The organism is Blastocatellia bacterium, from assembly GCA_035275065.1.
Lineage (GTDB): Bacteria > Acidobacteriota > Blastocatellia > UBA7656 > UBA7656 > DATENM01.
Genome location: DATENM010000046.1, coordinates 94556 through 111475 on the forward strand (window position 1 = coordinate 94556; position 16920 = coordinate 111475).

The window sequence follows — 16920 nt, forward strand, 5'->3', positions numbered from 1 at the left end:
CCCTGGCAGGACGCAGTCAGGCGATCATCCGCCTTCAGGGGCAATCAGTATAGAACCGTATGGCTAAAAGAAAAGCAAGCGCCGCTCGTCTGCCGCCGCGCATATTTCGCCGCCGGCGCATGCCCCTGGCGACGCGCACATTCAGAACCATCACCCGAGCAGATCGGCGAGCGCGTCTTTGAGGCTCGCAAAGCGGAAGCCATAGCCGGCGGCCATCAGCACCTGGGGAAGCACGCGCTGGCTCGACAGCAGCACGTCAGCCATCTCGCCGAGCACGGCACGCAAACCCAACTCCGGCACAGGCACGAAGGCCGGGCGGTGCAGGGCTGCGGCCAGGCGGCGCGTCAGCTCGGCGTTGGTCACGGGCTCGGGCGCGGTGGCGTTGACCGGCCCGCTGAGCGATTCGCTCATCAGCGCCATGCGATAGATGTCGATCATATCGGCCATGTGAATCCACGGGAACCATTGCCGCCCGCTGCCGAGCTTGCCGCCGAGCCCAAGGCTGAAAGGCCCGCGCAGCTTTTCCAGCGCGCCGCCCTCGCGGCTCAAGACGACGCCGGTGCGCACGCGGACAACGCGAATGCCGGAGGTCGCGGCGCGCTCGGCTTCGTCTTCCCATGCCTTGCAGACTTCAGGCATGAAACCTCGGCCAGCGGGCGATTGTTCATCGAGCAATTCATCGCCGCGATCACCATAAAAGCCGACCGCCGAGCTGCTGATGAAAGCGGCGGGCGGCGGCGTCATCGTCAGCAAGCCGTCAACCAGATGGCGCGTGCTGACGACGCGCGAATCACGGACGCGTTTTTTCTGCGCGTCGCTCCAGCGCCGCGCCGCGATGGGCTCGCCCGCCAGATGAATGACGGCGTCGGCACCGCCGAGCGACCGAGCATCGGGCGGCCCGCTCATGGCGTCCCAGCGGTGCATCTCTGTAACCTGCACGTCGCGGGCTTTTTCCGGCCTTCGCGATAAGCCGATGACGGTGTGGCCCTCGCGCAACAGCGATTGACAGAGCTGGCGACCGATCAACCCCGTCGCCCCGGTGATTAAGATTTTCATCATCACTCCCTCAGAGTAGGAGGCAGGAGGCAGGAGGCAGGAAGCAGGAAGCAGTCAAGAGAACATACAAGTGTCTTAGCGGTCAGCAGCGAATCGAGACCAACACTGCCTCCTGCCTCCTGCTTCCTGCCTCCTGTAGTGTCTCTGGCACATTCATTGCTCCGTCTAATCTCGCTTGCAAGATTCGCATTGAAAGCGGGCAGGTGATGGCGAGTAACGTACAGACGATTGATTCGATGGCGGGCAGAGCGCAGGACGCTACGGCCAGGCCAAAGAAGACCTCGCTTGAGCTGGTCGAGCACGGCACGCGGGCGAAGTGGTGGCGTCGGCACGGCTCGAAGCAAAGAGGTTTCTGGTATGAAGATCACAAAAGCCGCCCGGTGACCGACGCGGCGCAGCTTGAGCGCATACGCCAGTTGGTGATCCCGCCCGCCTGGCGGCACGTCCGCGTCGCGCCCTCGCCGCGCAGCCGCCTGCAAGCCGTCGGCATCGATACCGCCGGACGCATTCAATATAAATACCATCCCGCGTTCGCGGCGCGACAGCAGCAGAAAAAATATGCCAAGATCGTGCGCTTCGGCGAAGCGTTGCCGCTGCTGCGCCGCCTGACCAACGAGCATATCGCGCTCGACGGCTTCCCGCGCCAGCGCGTGCTGGCCATCGTCATCCGCCTGATCAACGAGCTTTACTTCCGCGTCGGCTCCGAGCATAGCGTCAAACGCTATCGCACCTATGGGGTGACGACGCTGCGCAATCGCCATCTCGACATTCAACGCGGCGGCCGCCTGGTCTTCAGCTTCGTCGGCAAACATCATATCCGCCACCGGCGGATCATCGTTGATGAAGAGCTGGCCACGGTGATGCGCGACCTGAAAGCGCTCGGCGGGCCGAAGCTGTTCGAGTACACCGACGACGACGGCAAAATCAAGCCGATCACGCCGCGCGATGTCAACGAATACATCAAGGCGGTGGCCGGGCCGGAGTTTTCCGCCAAAGACTTTCGCACCTGGGGCGGCTCACTGCTGGCGGCGATCCGCCTGGCCGAAGCCGGTCAGGCAGACAGCGAGCGACAGGCGAAGCGCAACGTCGTGCAGGTGGTCAAGCAGGTTGCCGAGCATCTCGGCAACACTCCAAGCGTCTGCCGCAGTTGTTACATTCACCCGGCGGTGCTTGAACGCTACAGCGAAGGCGTCACGCTCGAAGCCTTCCGACCGCGGCGCACTCGCCGCATCCAGCGATTGCAGCCTGAATATGAGCCTGAGGAGTTGGCGTTGTTGAAACTGCTGCGCGCCGAAGGCCGCGCCGCTCAGGCCGCGCAAAGTCAGCGGCGCGCCGCCTGAGCGCGCGCCGCGCCGCCGAAGATCACGACCTCAGGGCAATCAGGCTTTCGTCCCGAACCCGCCAATCAGGTAGAGAACGCTGATCGCTACGTGAATGTAGTGATCGATCTTGCCGAGCATCAGGCCGGGCAGATTCAGCTCGCCCATGACCAGGCCGACAACCCCGAGCAGGCCGTAGACCAGGCCAAAGATAATGCAGAAGTTGCGCGCCTGCGCGAGCGTCCCCTTGACGCCAAAATAGAGCGACAGCGCCCCGGAAACCAGGTGGATGACATTGTGCACGGTGCCGAGGTGTGCGCCGAGCAGATGGGCATTAAAGAAGCCGCAGATTCCCACCAGGATGAACACCACGCCAACAAGGGATGCGATAGTCTTTGCCATACGTCTCTCCTTTTTCTAGTCTGTCTCTGCGCCGCCGCGGCAGGGCCGCAACGCGCGCTGCTCACTGCTTGTTTTCGACCTGCTTGATCTCGACGCTCTCGCGCTTGATGTCGAGCCGCAGCCTGCCGTAGATGCTCATATACTGGTTGGCGACCCACACCAGCGCGAAGCCGCCAATCAGATAACCGCGCCAGTCGCCGTACAGCAGCTTGTAGCGCGTGATGAGGAGGAAGAAGACAGTTACATAATGGCTGAAACAATACTCGCAGGTGAACAGGTAAAAAAACTTGCGTTCGAGCAAGCGCCGGCAGCTCTGGCTTTTGCTGACGCAATAATCGCGCGGCTCGCGGAAGACTTCTTCATGTGTCACCGTCCAGGCGATGCAGGCAATAGGCACGGCGAGGATGAACAGCCAGGCGATCTGCAAACCTAAAGGCATCAGGTCTCCGCGTCTGCGCTTGAATGTCGGGTGATGAAACGAAAGCTAAACTACCTGCGCGGCGAGGGCGCGTCAAGCGCTCGGCTCATATTTTCGGCGGCAACCCGTGGCGCTGCCGGAATTACTATTGCCCGCCCGCCGCGCCCGGCTTATCATAAGCGCGACTCTATCAGGCCCCCGCGACATCCCTCGAATTCAAGGACAGGCCCGAAATGCACAGGCGATTCATGCGACTTTTAATGATGGCGATGCTGGCGAGCTCGGCGGCGTGCAACGGTTCAAAGACGACGGTGATCGAGCAAGCGCCGCAGGTGACTGCCGGCAACGAGCTGGCGGCGATGACGCGGTTGCAGGCCATTGGCCGCGCCGAGCTGGCTTACCAGGCTGAATCCGGCGGCCAGTACGCGACGCTCGACGAATTGATTAAACGCAGCATGGTCAACGATCCGGCGAAGGGCCAGTTGACCGGCTACAAGTTCGACGTGCGGGTGACGGCGCACGGCTTTGAAGCGACGGCGACTCCCGAACGCTATGGCGTCAGCGGTAAGCGCTCGTTTTTCGTCGATGAGCAGAACGTCATGCGCGGAAGCGACCGGAAGGGCGCGCAGGCCACCTCTGCCGACCCGATGATCTGATCCGCCGCTTGCAAGAAACGCCCCGGTGTGGCTGAATCGAAGCCATGGCGGAACACGAAGACTTCGCAGCCACCCAGTATCTCTACCTGACGACGATGGGCCGCAAGAGCGGTCTGCCGCGCGAAATCGAAATCTGGTTCGTCCACCACGCGGGCCGCTTCTATCTTCTCGCCGAGCACTTTCATCGCACCCAATGGGTCAAGAATATCGCGGCCAACCCGCGCGTCAGCGTGCGCGTCGCTGATCGCCGGTTCACGGCGGCGGCGCGCGTGCTTGACGAAGCGCGTGACGCGGCGCTCTACCAGATGGCGCAACAGCTCGGACGCGAGAAATACGATTGGGGCGACGGCTTGCCGGTCGAGATTACGCCGGACGAGTTTGAGCCCGTCACACCGAACGGTTAAACTTCTTAGGCGAGACGCACTGCAACCATCAAGGAGAACGCTATGGCAGAAGGAATCCCGGAGAAATTTCGTGACCTGTTCGACAAGAAAGCATTCGCCCACGTCGCCACGCTGATGCCTGACGGCACACCGCAGGTGACGCCTGTGTGGGTCGATTACGATGGCCAATACGTCATCATCAATTCGGCGCGCGGGCGGCAGAAGGATAAAAACCTGCGCCGCAACCCGAATGTCTCGCTCTCTCTGCAAGACCCTGATAACCCTTACCGCTACCTCGAAGTTCGCGGGCCTGTCGTCGAGATCACCGAAGAGGGCGCCGACGAGCATATCGATAAGATGGCCAAGAAATATATGGGCGTTGACCGCTATCCAGGGCGCTCGCCCGGCGAAGTGCGCGTCCTCTACAAGATCGAGCCGCAGCACACCACGTCAATGGGTTGATTGAAGAAGGCCGGAATGAGACCGCAGTGAGGCAGGAGCGAAGGCAAGCGGGAAGCTGCCGACGTTCACGTCACGCGCTCGGCCTTAGCGACTGCCTTGCTCGGTTCGTGAAGCGATGGCGATGCTGGCCTGGGCGCTGGCGTCGTTGACTTCGGCGGCGGCGCGGTTGCCCGATTCCAGCGCCCCGTTCATCCAGCCGTGCCACGCAGAGGTGTGCTCGCCGGCAAAGTGAATGCGGCCTTCGGCGCGCTGCGCCACCGGAAGCAGCGTAGCCATCTGGCCCGGCTCGAAGTAGGCAAAGCCGCCGCCCGCCAGCGGGTCGTCGTGCCAGACGACGCTCGTTCCCGACGCATACTGGCTATTCAAATTATTAAACAGATCGCCCATGCGCCGCAGCACCAGCGCTTGTCGGTCTTTCTCGCTCATCGCTCCGAGGTCGAGCGCCCGCTGGCCGCCGGTGTACGACACCAGGATGCCGCTCTTGCCGGTCTGCGTCAGCGTCGGCGAATAGGTATTCTGAATCGGCAGGTCGGTGATGCCATAACCGCTCAAGGTGTTCTCCTCCCAGACCCGCTTGTTGAACTGTTGATAGGTGCGCGTTACCGGCGTCAGCTTGATTTCGTTGATCGCCCGCTGCTTGTCTTCGGGGAGCGCCGGCAAGATCGGAATGTTCTTCAGCACGGGGAACGGCAGCGTGCAGATGACGCGGTCGGCGGTGATCGTCTGCGGGCCGTCGCCGTCTTCGTAAGTCACGATGACGCCCGTGGCATCCTGCTCGATGCGCCTGACGAGCGAATTCTTGCGAAAGAACTTCTTGACCTTCTTCTTCAGCACAGACGCCAGCTGGTCGTTGCCGCCGGCGATCTCGTAAAAGGCTCCCGACGAGGCGATGGCTTCCGTCACCACGCCGTCCATTGCCGACACCGAATCGATGCCATAGCCGAGAAGTCCCAACTGCGTCGCGGCGATAATGTCTATCGCGCCATCCGACGCGCCCTGCGATTCAAGCAGCGCCCTGAGCGACACGGCATCAATGGCGCTCAAGGTTTCCGAAGGCCAGCCGGCGCGGCGCGGGTTGCCGACGGCGTTCAGGTACTGGCCGAGGTAGAGCGGAATCAAACCGTAGACGCCGGCTGTGCGCTCGCTCGACTTCAGCGAAAAGGGCACGTTGGCGCCGCCGCCGCCGTCAATGCGGAAGCGGTTGCCGCGAATGTGAGCGATAGAGTCGAGCCCGAAGGTGGCGACGGGCCGCAGCGGCAAACCGAAGTCGGTCGCGTAGCCGTAGGTGAAACCGTGCTCTTGCGGGAAGCTCAAGGCCCCGGCTTCGGCGTACTGGTCGTTAGCGAAATCGCGCAGGGTTTGCACGCGCCCGCCAGGAAACTTGCGCGCTTCGAGAATGGTGATGTGATGGCCGGCCTTCTTCAACTCGTAACCGGCGGCAAGCCCGGCCAGACCGCCGCCGAGGATAACGACCGTTTGCGGCGCGCCCTGCAACGTCAGGTCGCCGCGCTTTGTCGCCCTGGCCACATTCGGCGCGAGCGCCAGCGCGGCAAGGCTGAGGCTGAACTCTTTGATGAAGTCGCGGCGATTGACCTGGTTCGACATAGCTTCTCCCGTGCGCAGATTTCGCCAAGCATGCTACAGCGCCGCCATGCGGTTTGCAAATCGCCATGCGCGCCGCTTTGTGGAACGGCAGTTGAAGTATCTACTGATCGGGCAGAGTTTAATCTATCAGGAGGAGTGAAAATGATACGTGTTGTTCAAAAACGAAACGTCCTGGCGCTACTGCTGGCAGTCATCTTTATGGTACTGACGATTGCGCCAATCAGCTCGGCGCAACGGCATCACCGCTATTATCGTCGCGGCCCGAGCAAGACCAAGCACATCGCTGTCGGCACGGCGATTGGCGCAGTCGGCGGCGCATTGCTCGGCGGCAAAAAAGGCGCGCTGATCGGCGCGGGTGCCGGCGCGGGTGGCGGCTATCTGGTCTATCGCCACAAGAAGCACCACCGCCGGTACTAGGGGAAATGACGAGTGACAAGTGACAAGACGATGTGACCCGGTTCCAACAGCTACTCAACCGGCGCAGCTTCACTTGTCACTTGTCACCTTCTTCAGACTTCTTCGACGCGTAGAGAGGTGCTTGTCAGCGACCCGGTGTCGCGTGACATCTCGGTGCGCGATGTCGTCGGCACGCCGATCTTGGCCAACAGCTTACGCTTAATCAGCTCGTCATACAGCCGCCATTTCATGCGCACCAGCTCGTCATCCTTAATCGCCGCAAGAAAGCCTATCGGTATCTCGAAGCCGCCGGCGCCGCGCCGCCCGCCGCCATAGTAGCGGCCGGTTTCGGTCGCGCCGAGCGCCTCTTTCAAAAACTCGTCCGGGTTCAAAGTCACTTTGGTGGTGCGCATCGAGCCGACGACCATCTCGCGGTCGCCTTTAACGATGATGCCATAGACGATGGCCGTGTGGACGTTCTCTTCCGTGAGCAGAAAATCCGCCGCCTGCGGGATCGAGTCGCGGTCTTCCATGCGCAGGAAGCCGACGCCGGAGATTGAATAGCTGTCGCGCATCTCGCGGTTTTCGAGCGCCTGGCGGATGACGTCCATCACCTGCTTCGAGCGTTTGACCGAGAGGATATTTTCGAGCAGCGAAAAGTCGGCGAAGCGCGACAGGAAGGACGCCGCCTCAAGCTCTTCTTCGCGGGCGCGGATCAGCCCCAGCGTCTCGCTGCGAATGCCATGCATCAGCGCCGTCGCCAGCCGAACGTGCTGCATATCGCTCTTGTTCAGCTCCAACAACCCTTCGCGGATGTACTGTGTGTAGATGGTGGCGGTGGCGCCGATCTTGCGAATATCGGTGAACTCGGACTCGATGCGATCCTGGCGCTCGTGATGATCGACGAGCACCAGCGGCTTGACCCCTGCGGCCGCGAAGCGGTCGGTCAGCGCCGAGGTCGTCCCCTGGTTATCAACAAAAACCGTCCCCTGGTAAACGCCGAGGTCGTCGCCTTCGCTGTAGCGCAGCAGCTCGATGTCGGCCAGTTGCACGAGCGCGAGGTTCTCCTGGTGGCTGATGCGCCCTTCGTAGACGATGTCGCAATCGATGCTATAGCGGGCGGCGATCATCTTGTGCGCCCAGGCCGACGAGATGGCATCGGGATCAGGGTAATCCTGCATGACGATGGCATGGCGTTCGCCACGGTGAGGCTCTAGCAAGGCTGCCAGTTCCGCCGCCTTGCTCATGGGCCGCACGTCGCTTTTGGCGCTGACGTCGGCCAGGGGTTTTCGCTCTCTCGACATATTCGCTCCTCCATCCTGTCTGATTGAGCCATTCTGCCTACAGCGCGCGGCGCGCGCAAGCCACAGTTGACTGCCTGCTTGACATCAAAACCGCATCGTTCCACAATGCAGCTTCACAGATATGTAATGACCATGAAGCTAATGGTTGATCGGTTAAACTGTGGAGCGTGAACGATAAGGACGATAAATCAGGGCATGCCGGTCGCAGCCGGCCCAACCGCGCCGCAAGCGGTCTGTCGCCCTGATTGATCTGTGCGCCTGTGAGAAAACCGGGAAGGGTTATCCAAATAGATGCTGCAACAGGCTGAGTTCGACCGGTTTGTTGAAAGTTATAATGCCGATTATTCGAATCTCCTGACCAGGGCCAGCCGGGGCGAATACACATGTTTGATCTCGTCGTTCACCGTGCTGAAGGATCTCTATGACGTGATCCTGAAATTGCACGACACGCTGGCGCTGGAGTTCCGTGTCGTGCCGTACCCGCTGACCTTCCGCGGCAGTGACGAGCTGCTTGCGAGCCTCGGCTTTGATACCGCGGAGATCGTCAACATCTACGAGTTCCTTGAATTTGTGCAGCAGACACAGGGCAAGGCGTTCGAGCAAGTCATCCTTGAGGGCGTGCCGGTCAAATGCGTGCGCGTCGGCAGCCCCTGAGGCGTTCTAATCGGGCAAGCAAAGCGTGCGGCTCAACTGGCACCCGGGCCGCGCGCCGTTGGGGTTGTATCATGGCTTACTCAGACTTAGCCGATTGGCTTTCGGCGCGCAATGAAGCGATTACCGCCATGTGGGCCGAGGCCGTGCGCCAGGAGCCGCGCATCCAATCCGACGCCGAGTTGTCGGACGCCGGGCTGCGTGATCACATCCCCGCAGTCATCGCCGAAATCTGCGACCTGCTGCGCGTCAAAGAGCAACCCGGTATCATCAACACCCGTGAAGCCCGCGTCCACGCTTACGTGCGCTTCCGCCAGGGCTACCGCGCCCGCGAGCTGGTGCGCGAGCTGTCGCTGCTGCGCATCACGCTGCTCGACCAGATCGGCAGCTTGCTGATGAGCGGCGGGCTCGGCATCAGCATCGAAAGCCACCTCGCCGTGGCCCGGCTGATCGGTCTCTACATTGACGAAGAGTTGAGCTATGCCGTGTCGGTCTACGCCGAAGTGATGAAAGAAAAGATCACCGCCGACGCGTCGAGCGCCCAGGAGAAGAACTGAGCGGCGCGGCATCCATACCGGCAAGGGTCAAGGCCGTCGCTGGGCGCGGCGCTGCCCGACAATCAGGCGAATAAACTGTAAGTTGCCAACCAGATAGCGCCGCCACAGACGGCGCGGCTCGCGCCCCAAACGGTAGAGCCATTCCAGCCCGGCGCGCTGCATCCAGCGCGGGGCGCGCGGCTTGCGCCCGCTCAGGTGGTCGAAGCTGCCGCCGACGCCCATCGCAAAACGCACCCCTGTACGCTCAAGCTGCTCGGCGATCCAATACTCCTGCGCCGGCGAGCCCATGGCCACAAACAACAGATCGGCCTTGCTGCGGCGAATGCCTTCGGCAATGGCGGCAGCTTCCGATGGCTCGAAGTAGCCGTTGCGCCAGCCGGCGACGCGCAGCCCGGCATGCTCGCGGCTGAAGCGCTCGACGACGCCCCGCACAGACTCGTCGCGAGCCCCGAAGAAATAGACCGACCAGCCGCGCGCCGCCGCTTCCCCTACCAGACGCTCGAACAGATCGATGCCGGTGACGCGCGCCTTCAAAGGGCTGCCGAGCCAGCGCGCCGCCCACACCACAGACATGCCGTCGGCGGTTACGAGCGCCGCTTTGCCGAGCGCCGCGCGCAAGCGGACATCGCGGCTGGCGGCGACGGCTTTTGCGGCATTAATCACACAAAGATAATGCGCGCCGCCGGCTTCGACCCGCCGCGCAATGGCGGCGACTGCCTCGCCTTCGCTTAAGTTATCCACCTCGACGCCCGCGACGTTGACGCGCTCGGCGCTCACCGCTGCTGCTCCCCTTTGGCGTCGTCGGGAATGTTGATGCGTTCGCGGATCAGGTAGGTCGGCTTGTTCTGCGATTCGTGGTATGTACGGACGATCATCTCCGCCAGCAGGCCCATGAAGATGAACTGCACGCCCATGCCGAACATGATCATGGCCAGTGTCGCCAGCGGCATGCGGTTCAGATGGACATTCTCGACAAGGCGGAAGTAGAGCGCAAAAGCGAATGAGATAAAACTGACAATCAGACAGATCGCCCCGGCCCAGCCGAACAGGTAGAGCGGCTTGGTCAGGTAACTCGACATGAACTTGATGGTGATCAGGTCGAACAGCACTTTGCCGGTGCGCGACAGCCCGTACTTCGACTCGCCGGCCCGGCGCGCATGATGAGTGACCGGAATCTCTGTGACACGCGCCCCGGCCCAGGCGGCGTAAACCGGGATGAAGCGGTGCATCTCGCCGTAAAGCTTGACATCCGTGAGCGCCTCGCGCCGGTAGGCTTTCAGCGAGCAGCCATAGTCATGCAAGGTGATGCCGGCGATGCGCGACACCAGACGGTTGGCCAGATGCGAAGGCAGCCGCCGGGTCAGCCAGCGGTCTTTGCGGTCTTTGCGCCACCCCGACACCACGTCGTAGCCTTCGTCGAGGCGCGTCAGCAGCCGGCCAATATCGGCCGGGTCATTTTGCAGATCCGCGTCCATCGGAATCAGGATGTCGCCGCGCGCGTAATCGATGCCGGCGCTCATGGCCGCCGTCTGGCCATAATTGCGGCGCAAGGCGATGACCCGCACGCGCTCGTCGAGCAAGGCGATCTCGCGCAGCCGCGCCAGGCTCGCGTCGGTCGAGCCGTCATCGATGTAGAGAATCTCGTAACTGCGGCCCAGCTCGGCGAGCGCCTGGGTGAGCCTGTCATGCAGCGGCGGCAGGTTCTCGGCTTCGTTGTAGACCGGCAGAAAGACGGACAGCTCCGGCCTCGCGCCGTCGGCTTCGCGTACCGGTGTTAGGCGGTATTCCTTCATAAGTGCGGGCAGATTTTTTCTGCAAGCAAGGATAGTAGACTGGCGGGTGGCGATAGGCAAGCAGGTCTGGCGAGACGCTTGCGGTGTAGCGCGCCATCGGCCTCAGGCAACGCCGCAAGCGTCTCGCGGATTTGCGCGTTCGGGTTAGTAAGCGGACACGCGCAAGGGGTGGAAAGCCATTATCCTTTGCGGCCCGCGGCGTCGGTGCGCAGCGTTTCGCCGGCAGCTTGCTGGTTGCGCGAGCTGCGCACCCGCGCGTTGAGCGCGAACAGGTCGCGCACCTCTTCTTCGAGCGACTGCTCGCAGTAATGCCGCTTCATCAAAGTTTCTTGATAGCCGAGCGCGCGCTCGATGGCCGCTGTCAGTGGCGCGGCGTGAATCGGCTTGACCAGGTAATCGAATGCGCCGGCGCGCATCGCCTCGATGGCGTAATTGATGTCGGTCATCGCCGACATCATGATGACCACGGTGGTCGGATGGGACTCATAGATTCGCTGACACAGCGCGATCCCTGTCGTCCCGGGCATATTGATGTCTGTAATGACGAGGTGAAAGAAACTGGCGTCGAGCAGCTTGAAGGCTTCATCGACGCTGGCGGCGGTATAACAATGGTGCTGTCGCGCCAGCGTCAGCCCTAAAAGCTGACCCAGCATCTTCGTCGTGTCGACATCATCATCAACGAGGAGAATACTGATTTCTTTGTCGTTCACATTCTCAACCTCGGAAAGCAGTCTAAAACTACAGGGCAGGAATTTGACGGATGCAGCGTCACGTGTTACGTCCGAGCGTACTCATCTCACCAATGAGCAATAACCATTCCTCGCTGAACCGCCTGAAGACCGGCGGAGCCTCATCATATGAGACAATAAGGGTATCCCCTGAGACGTTATGGCTCGCGGCGCTCGGCTCTGAACCAGGCGATGAACTTTTCGACGCCGGTCTCAATCGGCGTCTGCGGGTTGTAGCCGAGCAGGCGGCGGGCTTTTTCGATATTGGCGCAGGTGCGGGGAACGTCGCCGGGTTGTGCCGGCTGCGGCTCGATCAGCGCGCGCTTGCCCATCGCCTGTTCGAGCAGCTTGACCAGCCGCCGCAGCTCGACCGTGGCCGATTCACCGAGATTAATCACTTCGTAGGCGCTCGCCTCGTAGCCGAGCGCCGCGACGACGCCGGCAATGATGTCGTCAATGTAAGTGTAATCGCGCTCCGTCGTGCCGTCGCCATAGAGGGGTATGGGGCGGCCCGCTTCGATCAAGCGCGCGAATTTGTGGATGGCCAGGTCGGGTCGCTGGCGCGCGCCATAAACGGTGAAGAAGCGCAGGCAGACCGCGCGCATTCCATAAAGATGGCTGTAGACGTGACACGCCGCTTCACCGGCGATCTTGGTCGCGGCATACGGCGAGATGGGCCGGCTGATGGCATCGTCTTCGCAAAATGGCACTCGCGCGTTGATGCCGTAAACCGAGCTCGACGAGCCGAAGACGAATTGTCGCACGCCGCCGCGCCGCGCCGCTTCCAACAGCGCGTAGGTGCCGCGCACGTTGGTCGCTTCGTAAGCCAGCGGGTCGGCGAGCGATGGGCGGACACCAGCGCGCGCCGCCAGATGCACGACGGCGTCAAACTGCCGCTGCGCGAATAACTCATTCATCGCGCGGGCATCCGTAATATCGGCGGCGACCAGCTCGAAGTTGTCGCGTCCGCGGTGCGACTCGACGTTGGCGCGTTTCAGCGCCGGATCATAAAAATCGTCGAAGTTATCAACCACCGTGATGCGCGGCCCCTGGCGCAAGCCGAGCGCCACGCCCGCCGCCTCGCTCATCAAGTAATCAACGAGGTGGCTGCCGATGAATCCCGCGCCGCCGGTGATGAGAATGTTTTTCATAGCGGACAAATCAGGAGGCAGGAGGCAGGAGGCAGGAGGCAGCCAGGAAGCGGTGCCAGGGTAGCATTTCGGCTGATGCTTCAAGACGACGGTGATTTGTCCTTATCTCGCTACCCCTGCCTCCTGCCTCCTGCCTCCTGCTTCCTGTTCCCTGCTTCCTGCCTACTTCCTCGCGATGATCCAGAGGTGCCAGCCCCAACGGCTTGCTAGCCTAAGCTCGACCGTCTGCGGCAGGAAGCGACCGACGAGCGGAATCCATCGCTTATTTAAGAAATGGACTTCGGTGCGCGCCTCGCGGAAGCGCGCAAACATGCGCGCGGCTTCGCGGCGCGTGTAGACGCGCGCCAGCGGATTGCCGGCGCCATCGGTGTTCTGATTCAAGAACTCCTCGGGCGCAAGCAACCGTCGCGGGTCGCGCCTGTAAGCTTGCTGAAGCTCTAAGAGCCGCGTTTCGTCTTCGCCGGTCAAACGGCGAACGAGGCGCGGCCCCCAATCAAACCCGAGCAGGCGCACCCCCAGCCGCCTGAGCGTCATGATGTTGACGCGATAGTTATAAGAGCTGCGGTGGTAGAGCATCACCATCGCCGTGCCGCCGGGCCTGAGCACGCGATGCGCTTCGTCAATGGCGCGCTGGGTGTCGGGCGTGTGATGCAGGACGCCGTGCGAATAAAACAGGTCAAAGCTCTCGTCGGCAAACGGCAGCGCTTCGGCGTCGGCAACCCGCAAGCGGGCGGACAGGCCTTCGAGCGCGAAGCGTTTTTCAACCAACGCGATGGAGGCTTCCGTCAGATCAACGCCGGTATAGCGCGCGCCGTGGCGGGCGAAGTTGATGGCGTCGGTGCCCAGCCCACAGCCGACTTCGATGACATCGCGGTCGCGCCAGCGCGGGAAGTCTATCACCGCGGGAATGTGCGATTCGGTGCGGTAACGGTGCCGCTCGACGGCGTCGAAGAATTCGCGCGAGCCGATCTCGGCATCGGCGAACTTGGAGCCGCAAGGGTTCGCCTGCCAGAAATCATGAACGCGGGTTTTGAGGTCTTGAGCCATATTCACGCAATCAATCGATGAAGGCCCTGTGCCATAGCTCCAAAGTTAGCAGCTGAAAAATCTTCAAGCTGTTATCTTCGCGGCCCGATAGATTGTCGTCAATCAAGCGTCGCACCGTCGGGTAATCGAAATAGCCGCGCCGCGCGATGTTCGCTTGCGATAACAGCTCCTCGACCATCGGGCGCAGGTCGCGCGCCAGCCATGCGCGCAGCGGCGCGCTAAATCCCGCCTTCTTGCGATAAATGATCCCGCGCGGCAGCCACGCTTCCGCCGCCCGCTTCAAGATGTACTTGCGCGTCAGCCCTTTCAACTTCAAGCGCGCGGGGATGCGCGCCGCCATCTCGACCAGCTCGTGATCGAGCAGCGGCACGCGCACTTCTACGGAGCTGGCCATGCTCGTCTTGTCCGTGTAGGTCAGGTTGAGACACGGCAGAAAAGTCTTCAGGTCAACGTAGAGCATCTGGTTGATGAAGTCCTGGCCGGCGACGCGATCAAAGTAGCGGCGATGCTCGCGGTAGGCGTCAAAGTCATGCGCCGCGTCGCGCAACGGGCCGGCGTACAGCTCGGCCTTGTCGGCTTCTGTGAAGTAAGTTCCAAACCCGAGATAGCGCTCGCGTTCGGGAAGGCGGGCCGAGCGGGCCAGCTTCTTGGTGTTGCGAAACAGCGCCGTCAAACGGCCTGGGCGCGCGCCGGGCAGAGCGGCGGCCACCGGGCGCGAGATGAACGACGGGATCAGGTTGTAGGCTTCGGCGACCTTGACCGCCGCGTGGCGCGGGTAGCCGGCGAAGACTTCGTCGCCGCCCATCCCTGAAATCAGCACCGTCAAGCGCTCGCGCGCCGCCCGGCAGATCAAATAACTCGTAATGATGGCCGGGTCGGCAACGGGTTCGTCCAGGTGGTAGACCAGCTTCGGCAGCAGATCAATGACCTGCGGTTCAAGAAAGGCTTCGTGATAATCGGTTTCAAGCTCGCGCCCGACGACGCGGGCGTACTTCACGTCGTCTTCGAGAATGTCATAGCGCAGGTCTTCCGGCTTGAAGCCGAAGGTGTAGGTCGTCAGCCGTTGTTGGCTCGCCCCGGTCATTAGCGCGACAAGGCTCGACGAATCGAGCCCGCCCGACAGGAAAGCGCCGAGCGGCACGTCGCTGACCATCTGCATGGCGGCGCTGCGCTTGACCTGCTCGCGCAGCCGCTCGACCCATTCGCTTTCCGTGAGCGTGTCGTCTTCGTTGAAATCGACGTCCCAATATTCGAAGGTTTCGGCGCGGCCGTTTTGATAGACCAGATAATGCGCCGGCGGCAGCTTGTGGATGCCCTGAAAGATGGTTCGCGGGTCGGGCGTCCACAGAAAAGTCATGAACTGGTCGAGCGCCGCAAGATCAACCCGACGTTCAATGCCGGGGATGGCGAGCAGGGCTTTGATCTCGGAAGCGAAGGCGAAGCCGGCAGGCGTGTCGGCGTAATAAAGCGGCTTGATGCCGAGCCGGTCGCGCGCCAGCAACAACGACTGGTCGCGCGCGTCCCAGATCGCCAGGGCAAACATGCCGTTGAGCCGCGTCAGAAAATCGCGGCCCCACTCGCGGTAAGCATAAATGATAACCTCGGCGTCGCTGTCCGAGCGAAAGCGATGGCCGGCGGCTTCGAGCTCGCGCCGGATGGTTTTGAAGTTGTAGATTTCGCCGTTGAAGGTCAACCAGAGTTCGCCGCTTGCATCGCGCATGGGCTCGTGGCCGGCGGGCGACAGGTCAATGATCGAAAGCCGCCGGTGGCCGAGCCCGACCGACTGGCCGCTTGTCGTGTGTGTCAGATAGATGCCTTCGTCGTCCGGCCCGCGATGGGCGATGCGCGCCAGCATCGCTTTCAGCAAAGCTTCGTCGGCTTGACCGGCAACGCCGCAGATTCCGCACATAGTCAGATTGTCCAGGGAAGCAACAGAAATCTCAAATCAGAAAGTGTGAATTCGCGCCGCCTTTGCCGGGATGTGGCGCAAGGCGGTTAGCTTGCGCGAGTCCATGCGCAAGCTAACCGCCTTGCGCCACATAGCAAACGATCATTTGAGCAGAAAGATGTCGCCGGCGATGGTGACGAAGAGGATCACGCTGACGAATGCGTTGGTCGTAAAGAACGCCGCGTTCAACCGAGACAGGTCATCGGCACGCACGATGCTGTGCTGGTAAACCAGCAGGGCTCCGGTCAGCAGCACACCCGCAAGCCCCAGCCAGCCGAGATGCGCCGCCGCAAAAAAAACAACCAGCGTCGCAAACATCAGCGCGTGAATCGTGCGGGCGATCCATAACGCCCGATGGATGCCGAAGCGCTGCGGGATCGAATGCAGGCCGCTGCGCCGATCAAACTCGTAATCCTGGCAGGCGTACAGCACGTCGAAGCCGGCAGTCCACAGCATCACCGCCAGCGACAGCAGCACCGGCAGCCAGTTCAATTCGCCTTTGATCGCGATCCACGCGCCCGATGGCGCGATGGCCAGGCACCAGCCCAGCACGAGATGCGACAGCGACGTGAAGCGCTTGGTGTAGGAGTAAAGAAAGACCGACCCCAGCGCCACCGGCGACAGCAACAGCGCCAGGCGGTTGAGCTGCGAGGCGGCCACGATAAAGAGCAGCGACGCGGCGACCGTGAAGGCCCACGCGAAGCGCACGTCGAGCAAGCCCGCGGGCAAAGCGCGCGTCGCGGTGCGCGGGTTGGCGGCATCGATCCGACGGTCGGCAATGCGATTAAAGGTCATCGCCGCCGAGCGCGCGCCGACCATTGCCAGGGTGATCCAAACGAGCTTCGCAATCCAAAAACTCGCCGGCTGCATGGCGGCTTCGCGGGCGGCCAGCGTCGCGCCGAGAAAGGCGAACGGCAAGGCGAATAGCGTGTGCTCGATCTTGATCATTTCGAGCGTCACGCGAAGCCGCTCACCGAATGGCATCTTTGTAGCAGGAGCGTTCGACATAGCTTTAACAGTGACAATTGACAAGTGACGAGTGAC

General features: G+C 62.0%; 19 protein-coding genes. 7 read left to right on the forward strand and 12 right to left on the reverse strand.

The window, feature by feature from the left end; genetic code table 11:
- Positions 1-150: 150 nt before the first annotated feature.
- Complete coding sequence (locus VJ464_10385; protein HKQ05529.1) at positions 151-1059, reverse strand: TIGR01777 family oxidoreductase; 909 nt, start codon at positions 1057-1059, stop codon at positions 151-153.
- 203 nt (positions 1060-1262) lie between these two features.
- On the opposite strand from VJ464_10385, the gene VJ464_10390 reads away from it, so the two are divergent.
- Positions 1263-2396 carry a DNA topoisomerase IB gene (locus VJ464_10390; GenBank protein HKQ05530.1) on the forward strand — a complete coding sequence of 378 codons (1134 nt, stop codon included), beginning with the start codon at positions 1263-1265 and terminating at the stop codon, positions 2394-2396.
- 39 nt (positions 2397-2435) lie between these two features.
- Here the strand turns inward: VJ464_10390 and VJ464_10395 are convergent, their stop codons facing one another.
- Both VJ464_10395 and VJ464_10400 read right to left on the reverse strand, forming a co-directional pair.
- Positions 2436-2777: a DUF4383 domain-containing protein gene (locus VJ464_10395; GenBank protein HKQ05531.1), complete on the reverse strand. Its 342-nt coding sequence runs from the start codon at positions 2775-2777 to the stop codon at positions 2436-2438.
- Positions 2778-2838: 61 nt separating this feature from the next.
- Positions 2839-3216, reverse strand: a complete 378-nt coding sequence (locus tag VJ464_10400) for a hypothetical protein (protein ID HKQ05532.1) — start codon at positions 3214-3216, stop codon at positions 2839-2841.
- Between the two features lie 227 nt (positions 3217-3443).
- On the opposite strand from VJ464_10400, the gene VJ464_10405 reads away from it, so the two are divergent.
- From VJ464_10405 to VJ464_10415, 3 genes are read left to right on the forward strand one after another with little or no spacing between them, the layout of a single operon-like run.
- Positions 3444-3851, forward strand: a complete 408-nt coding sequence (locus VJ464_10405) for a hypothetical protein (GenBank protein ID HKQ05533.1) — start codon at positions 3444-3446, stop codon at positions 3849-3851.
- 44 nt (positions 3852-3895) lie between these two features.
- Positions 3896-4255 carry a nitroreductase family deazaflavin-dependent oxidoreductase gene (locus tag VJ464_10410; protein HKQ05534.1) on the forward strand — a complete coding sequence of 120 codons (360 nt, stop codon included), beginning with the start codon at positions 3896-3898 and terminating at the stop codon, positions 4253-4255.
- Positions 4256-4297: 42 nt separating this feature from the next.
- Positions 4298-4696 (forward strand): PPOX class F420-dependent oxidoreductase, encoded by a 399-nt coding sequence (locus VJ464_10415; protein ID HKQ05535.1) that lies wholly within the window; start codon positions 4298-4300, stop codon positions 4694-4696.
- An 84-nt stretch (positions 4697-4780) separates the two neighbouring features.
- Here VJ464_10415 and VJ464_10420 read toward each other — a convergent pair whose 3' ends face one another.
- A complete protein-coding gene (locus tag VJ464_10420; GenBank protein ID HKQ05536.1) occupies positions 4781-6301 on the reverse strand; it encodes an FAD-dependent oxidoreductase in 1521 nt (506 codons plus the stop codon).
- A gap of 141 nt (positions 6302-6442) precedes the next feature.
- Between VJ464_10420 and VJ464_10425 the strand changes: the two genes are divergently transcribed.
- A complete protein-coding gene (locus tag VJ464_10425) occupies positions 6443-6718 on the forward strand; it encodes a YMGG-like glycine zipper-containing protein (protein ID HKQ05537.1) in 276 nt (91 codons plus the stop codon).
- A gap of 92 nt (positions 6719-6810) precedes the next feature.
- Here VJ464_10425 and VJ464_10430 read toward each other — a convergent pair whose 3' ends face one another.
- Positions 6811-8001 (reverse strand): DHH family phosphoesterase, encoded by a 1191-nt coding sequence (locus VJ464_10430; protein ID HKQ05538.1) that lies wholly within the window; start codon positions 7999-8001, stop codon positions 6811-6813.
- Between the two features lie 291 nt (positions 8002-8292).
- Between VJ464_10430 and VJ464_10435 the strand changes: the two genes are divergently transcribed.
- Positions 8293-8655 (forward strand): hypothetical protein, encoded by a 363-nt coding sequence (locus VJ464_10435; GenBank protein HKQ05539.1) that lies wholly within the window; start codon positions 8293-8295, stop codon positions 8653-8655.
- A 71-nt stretch (positions 8656-8726) separates the two neighbouring features.
- The gene (locus VJ464_10440; protein ID HKQ05540.1) at positions 8727-9209 is read left to right on the forward strand and encodes an RsbRD N-terminal domain-containing protein; all 483 of its coding nucleotides are present in this window, start codon (positions 8727-8729) and stop codon (positions 9207-9209) included.
- Positions 9210-9236: 27 nt separating this feature from the next.
- Here the strand turns inward: VJ464_10440 and VJ464_10445 are convergent, their stop codons facing one another.
- The 7 genes from VJ464_10445 to VJ464_10475 form a co-directional block, all read right to left on the reverse strand.
- Positions 9237-9986 carry a WecB/TagA/CpsF family glycosyltransferase gene (locus VJ464_10445; GenBank protein HKQ05541.1) on the reverse strand — a complete coding sequence of 250 codons (750 nt, stop codon included), beginning with the start codon at positions 9984-9986 and terminating at the stop codon, positions 9237-9239.
- Entirely contained in the window at positions 9983-11002 is a 1020-nt protein-coding gene (locus VJ464_10450; GenBank protein ID HKQ05542.1) for a glycosyltransferase family 2 protein, read from the reverse strand. Before VJ464_10450 ends, VJ464_10445 begins: the two co-directional genes overlap by 4 nt.
- A gap of 179 nt (positions 11003-11181) precedes the next feature.
- Positions 11182-11712 carry a response regulator gene (locus VJ464_10455; GenBank protein ID HKQ05543.1) on the reverse strand — a complete coding sequence of 177 codons (531 nt, stop codon included), beginning with the start codon at positions 11710-11712 and terminating at the stop codon, positions 11182-11184.
- 176 nt (positions 11713-11888) lie between these two features.
- Positions 11889-12881, reverse strand: a complete 993-nt coding sequence (locus VJ464_10460) for a GDP-mannose 4,6-dehydratase (protein HKQ05544.1) — start codon at positions 12879-12881, stop codon at positions 11889-11891.
- A 162-nt stretch (positions 12882-13043) separates the two neighbouring features.
- Complete coding sequence (locus VJ464_10465) at positions 13044-13928, reverse strand: class I SAM-dependent methyltransferase (GenBank protein HKQ05545.1); 885 nt, start codon at positions 13926-13928, stop codon at positions 13044-13046.
- 10 nt (positions 13929-13938) lie between these two features.
- Positions 13939-15837, reverse strand: a complete 1899-nt coding sequence (gene asnB, locus VJ464_10470) for an asparagine synthase (glutamine-hydrolyzing) (protein ID HKQ05546.1) — start codon at positions 15835-15837, stop codon at positions 13939-13941.
- Between the two features lie 141 nt (positions 15838-15978).
- Entirely contained in the window at positions 15979-16884 is a 906-nt protein-coding gene (locus tag VJ464_10475; protein ID HKQ05547.1) for a UbiA-like polyprenyltransferase, read from the reverse strand.
- Positions 16885-16920: the final 36 nt, after the last annotated feature.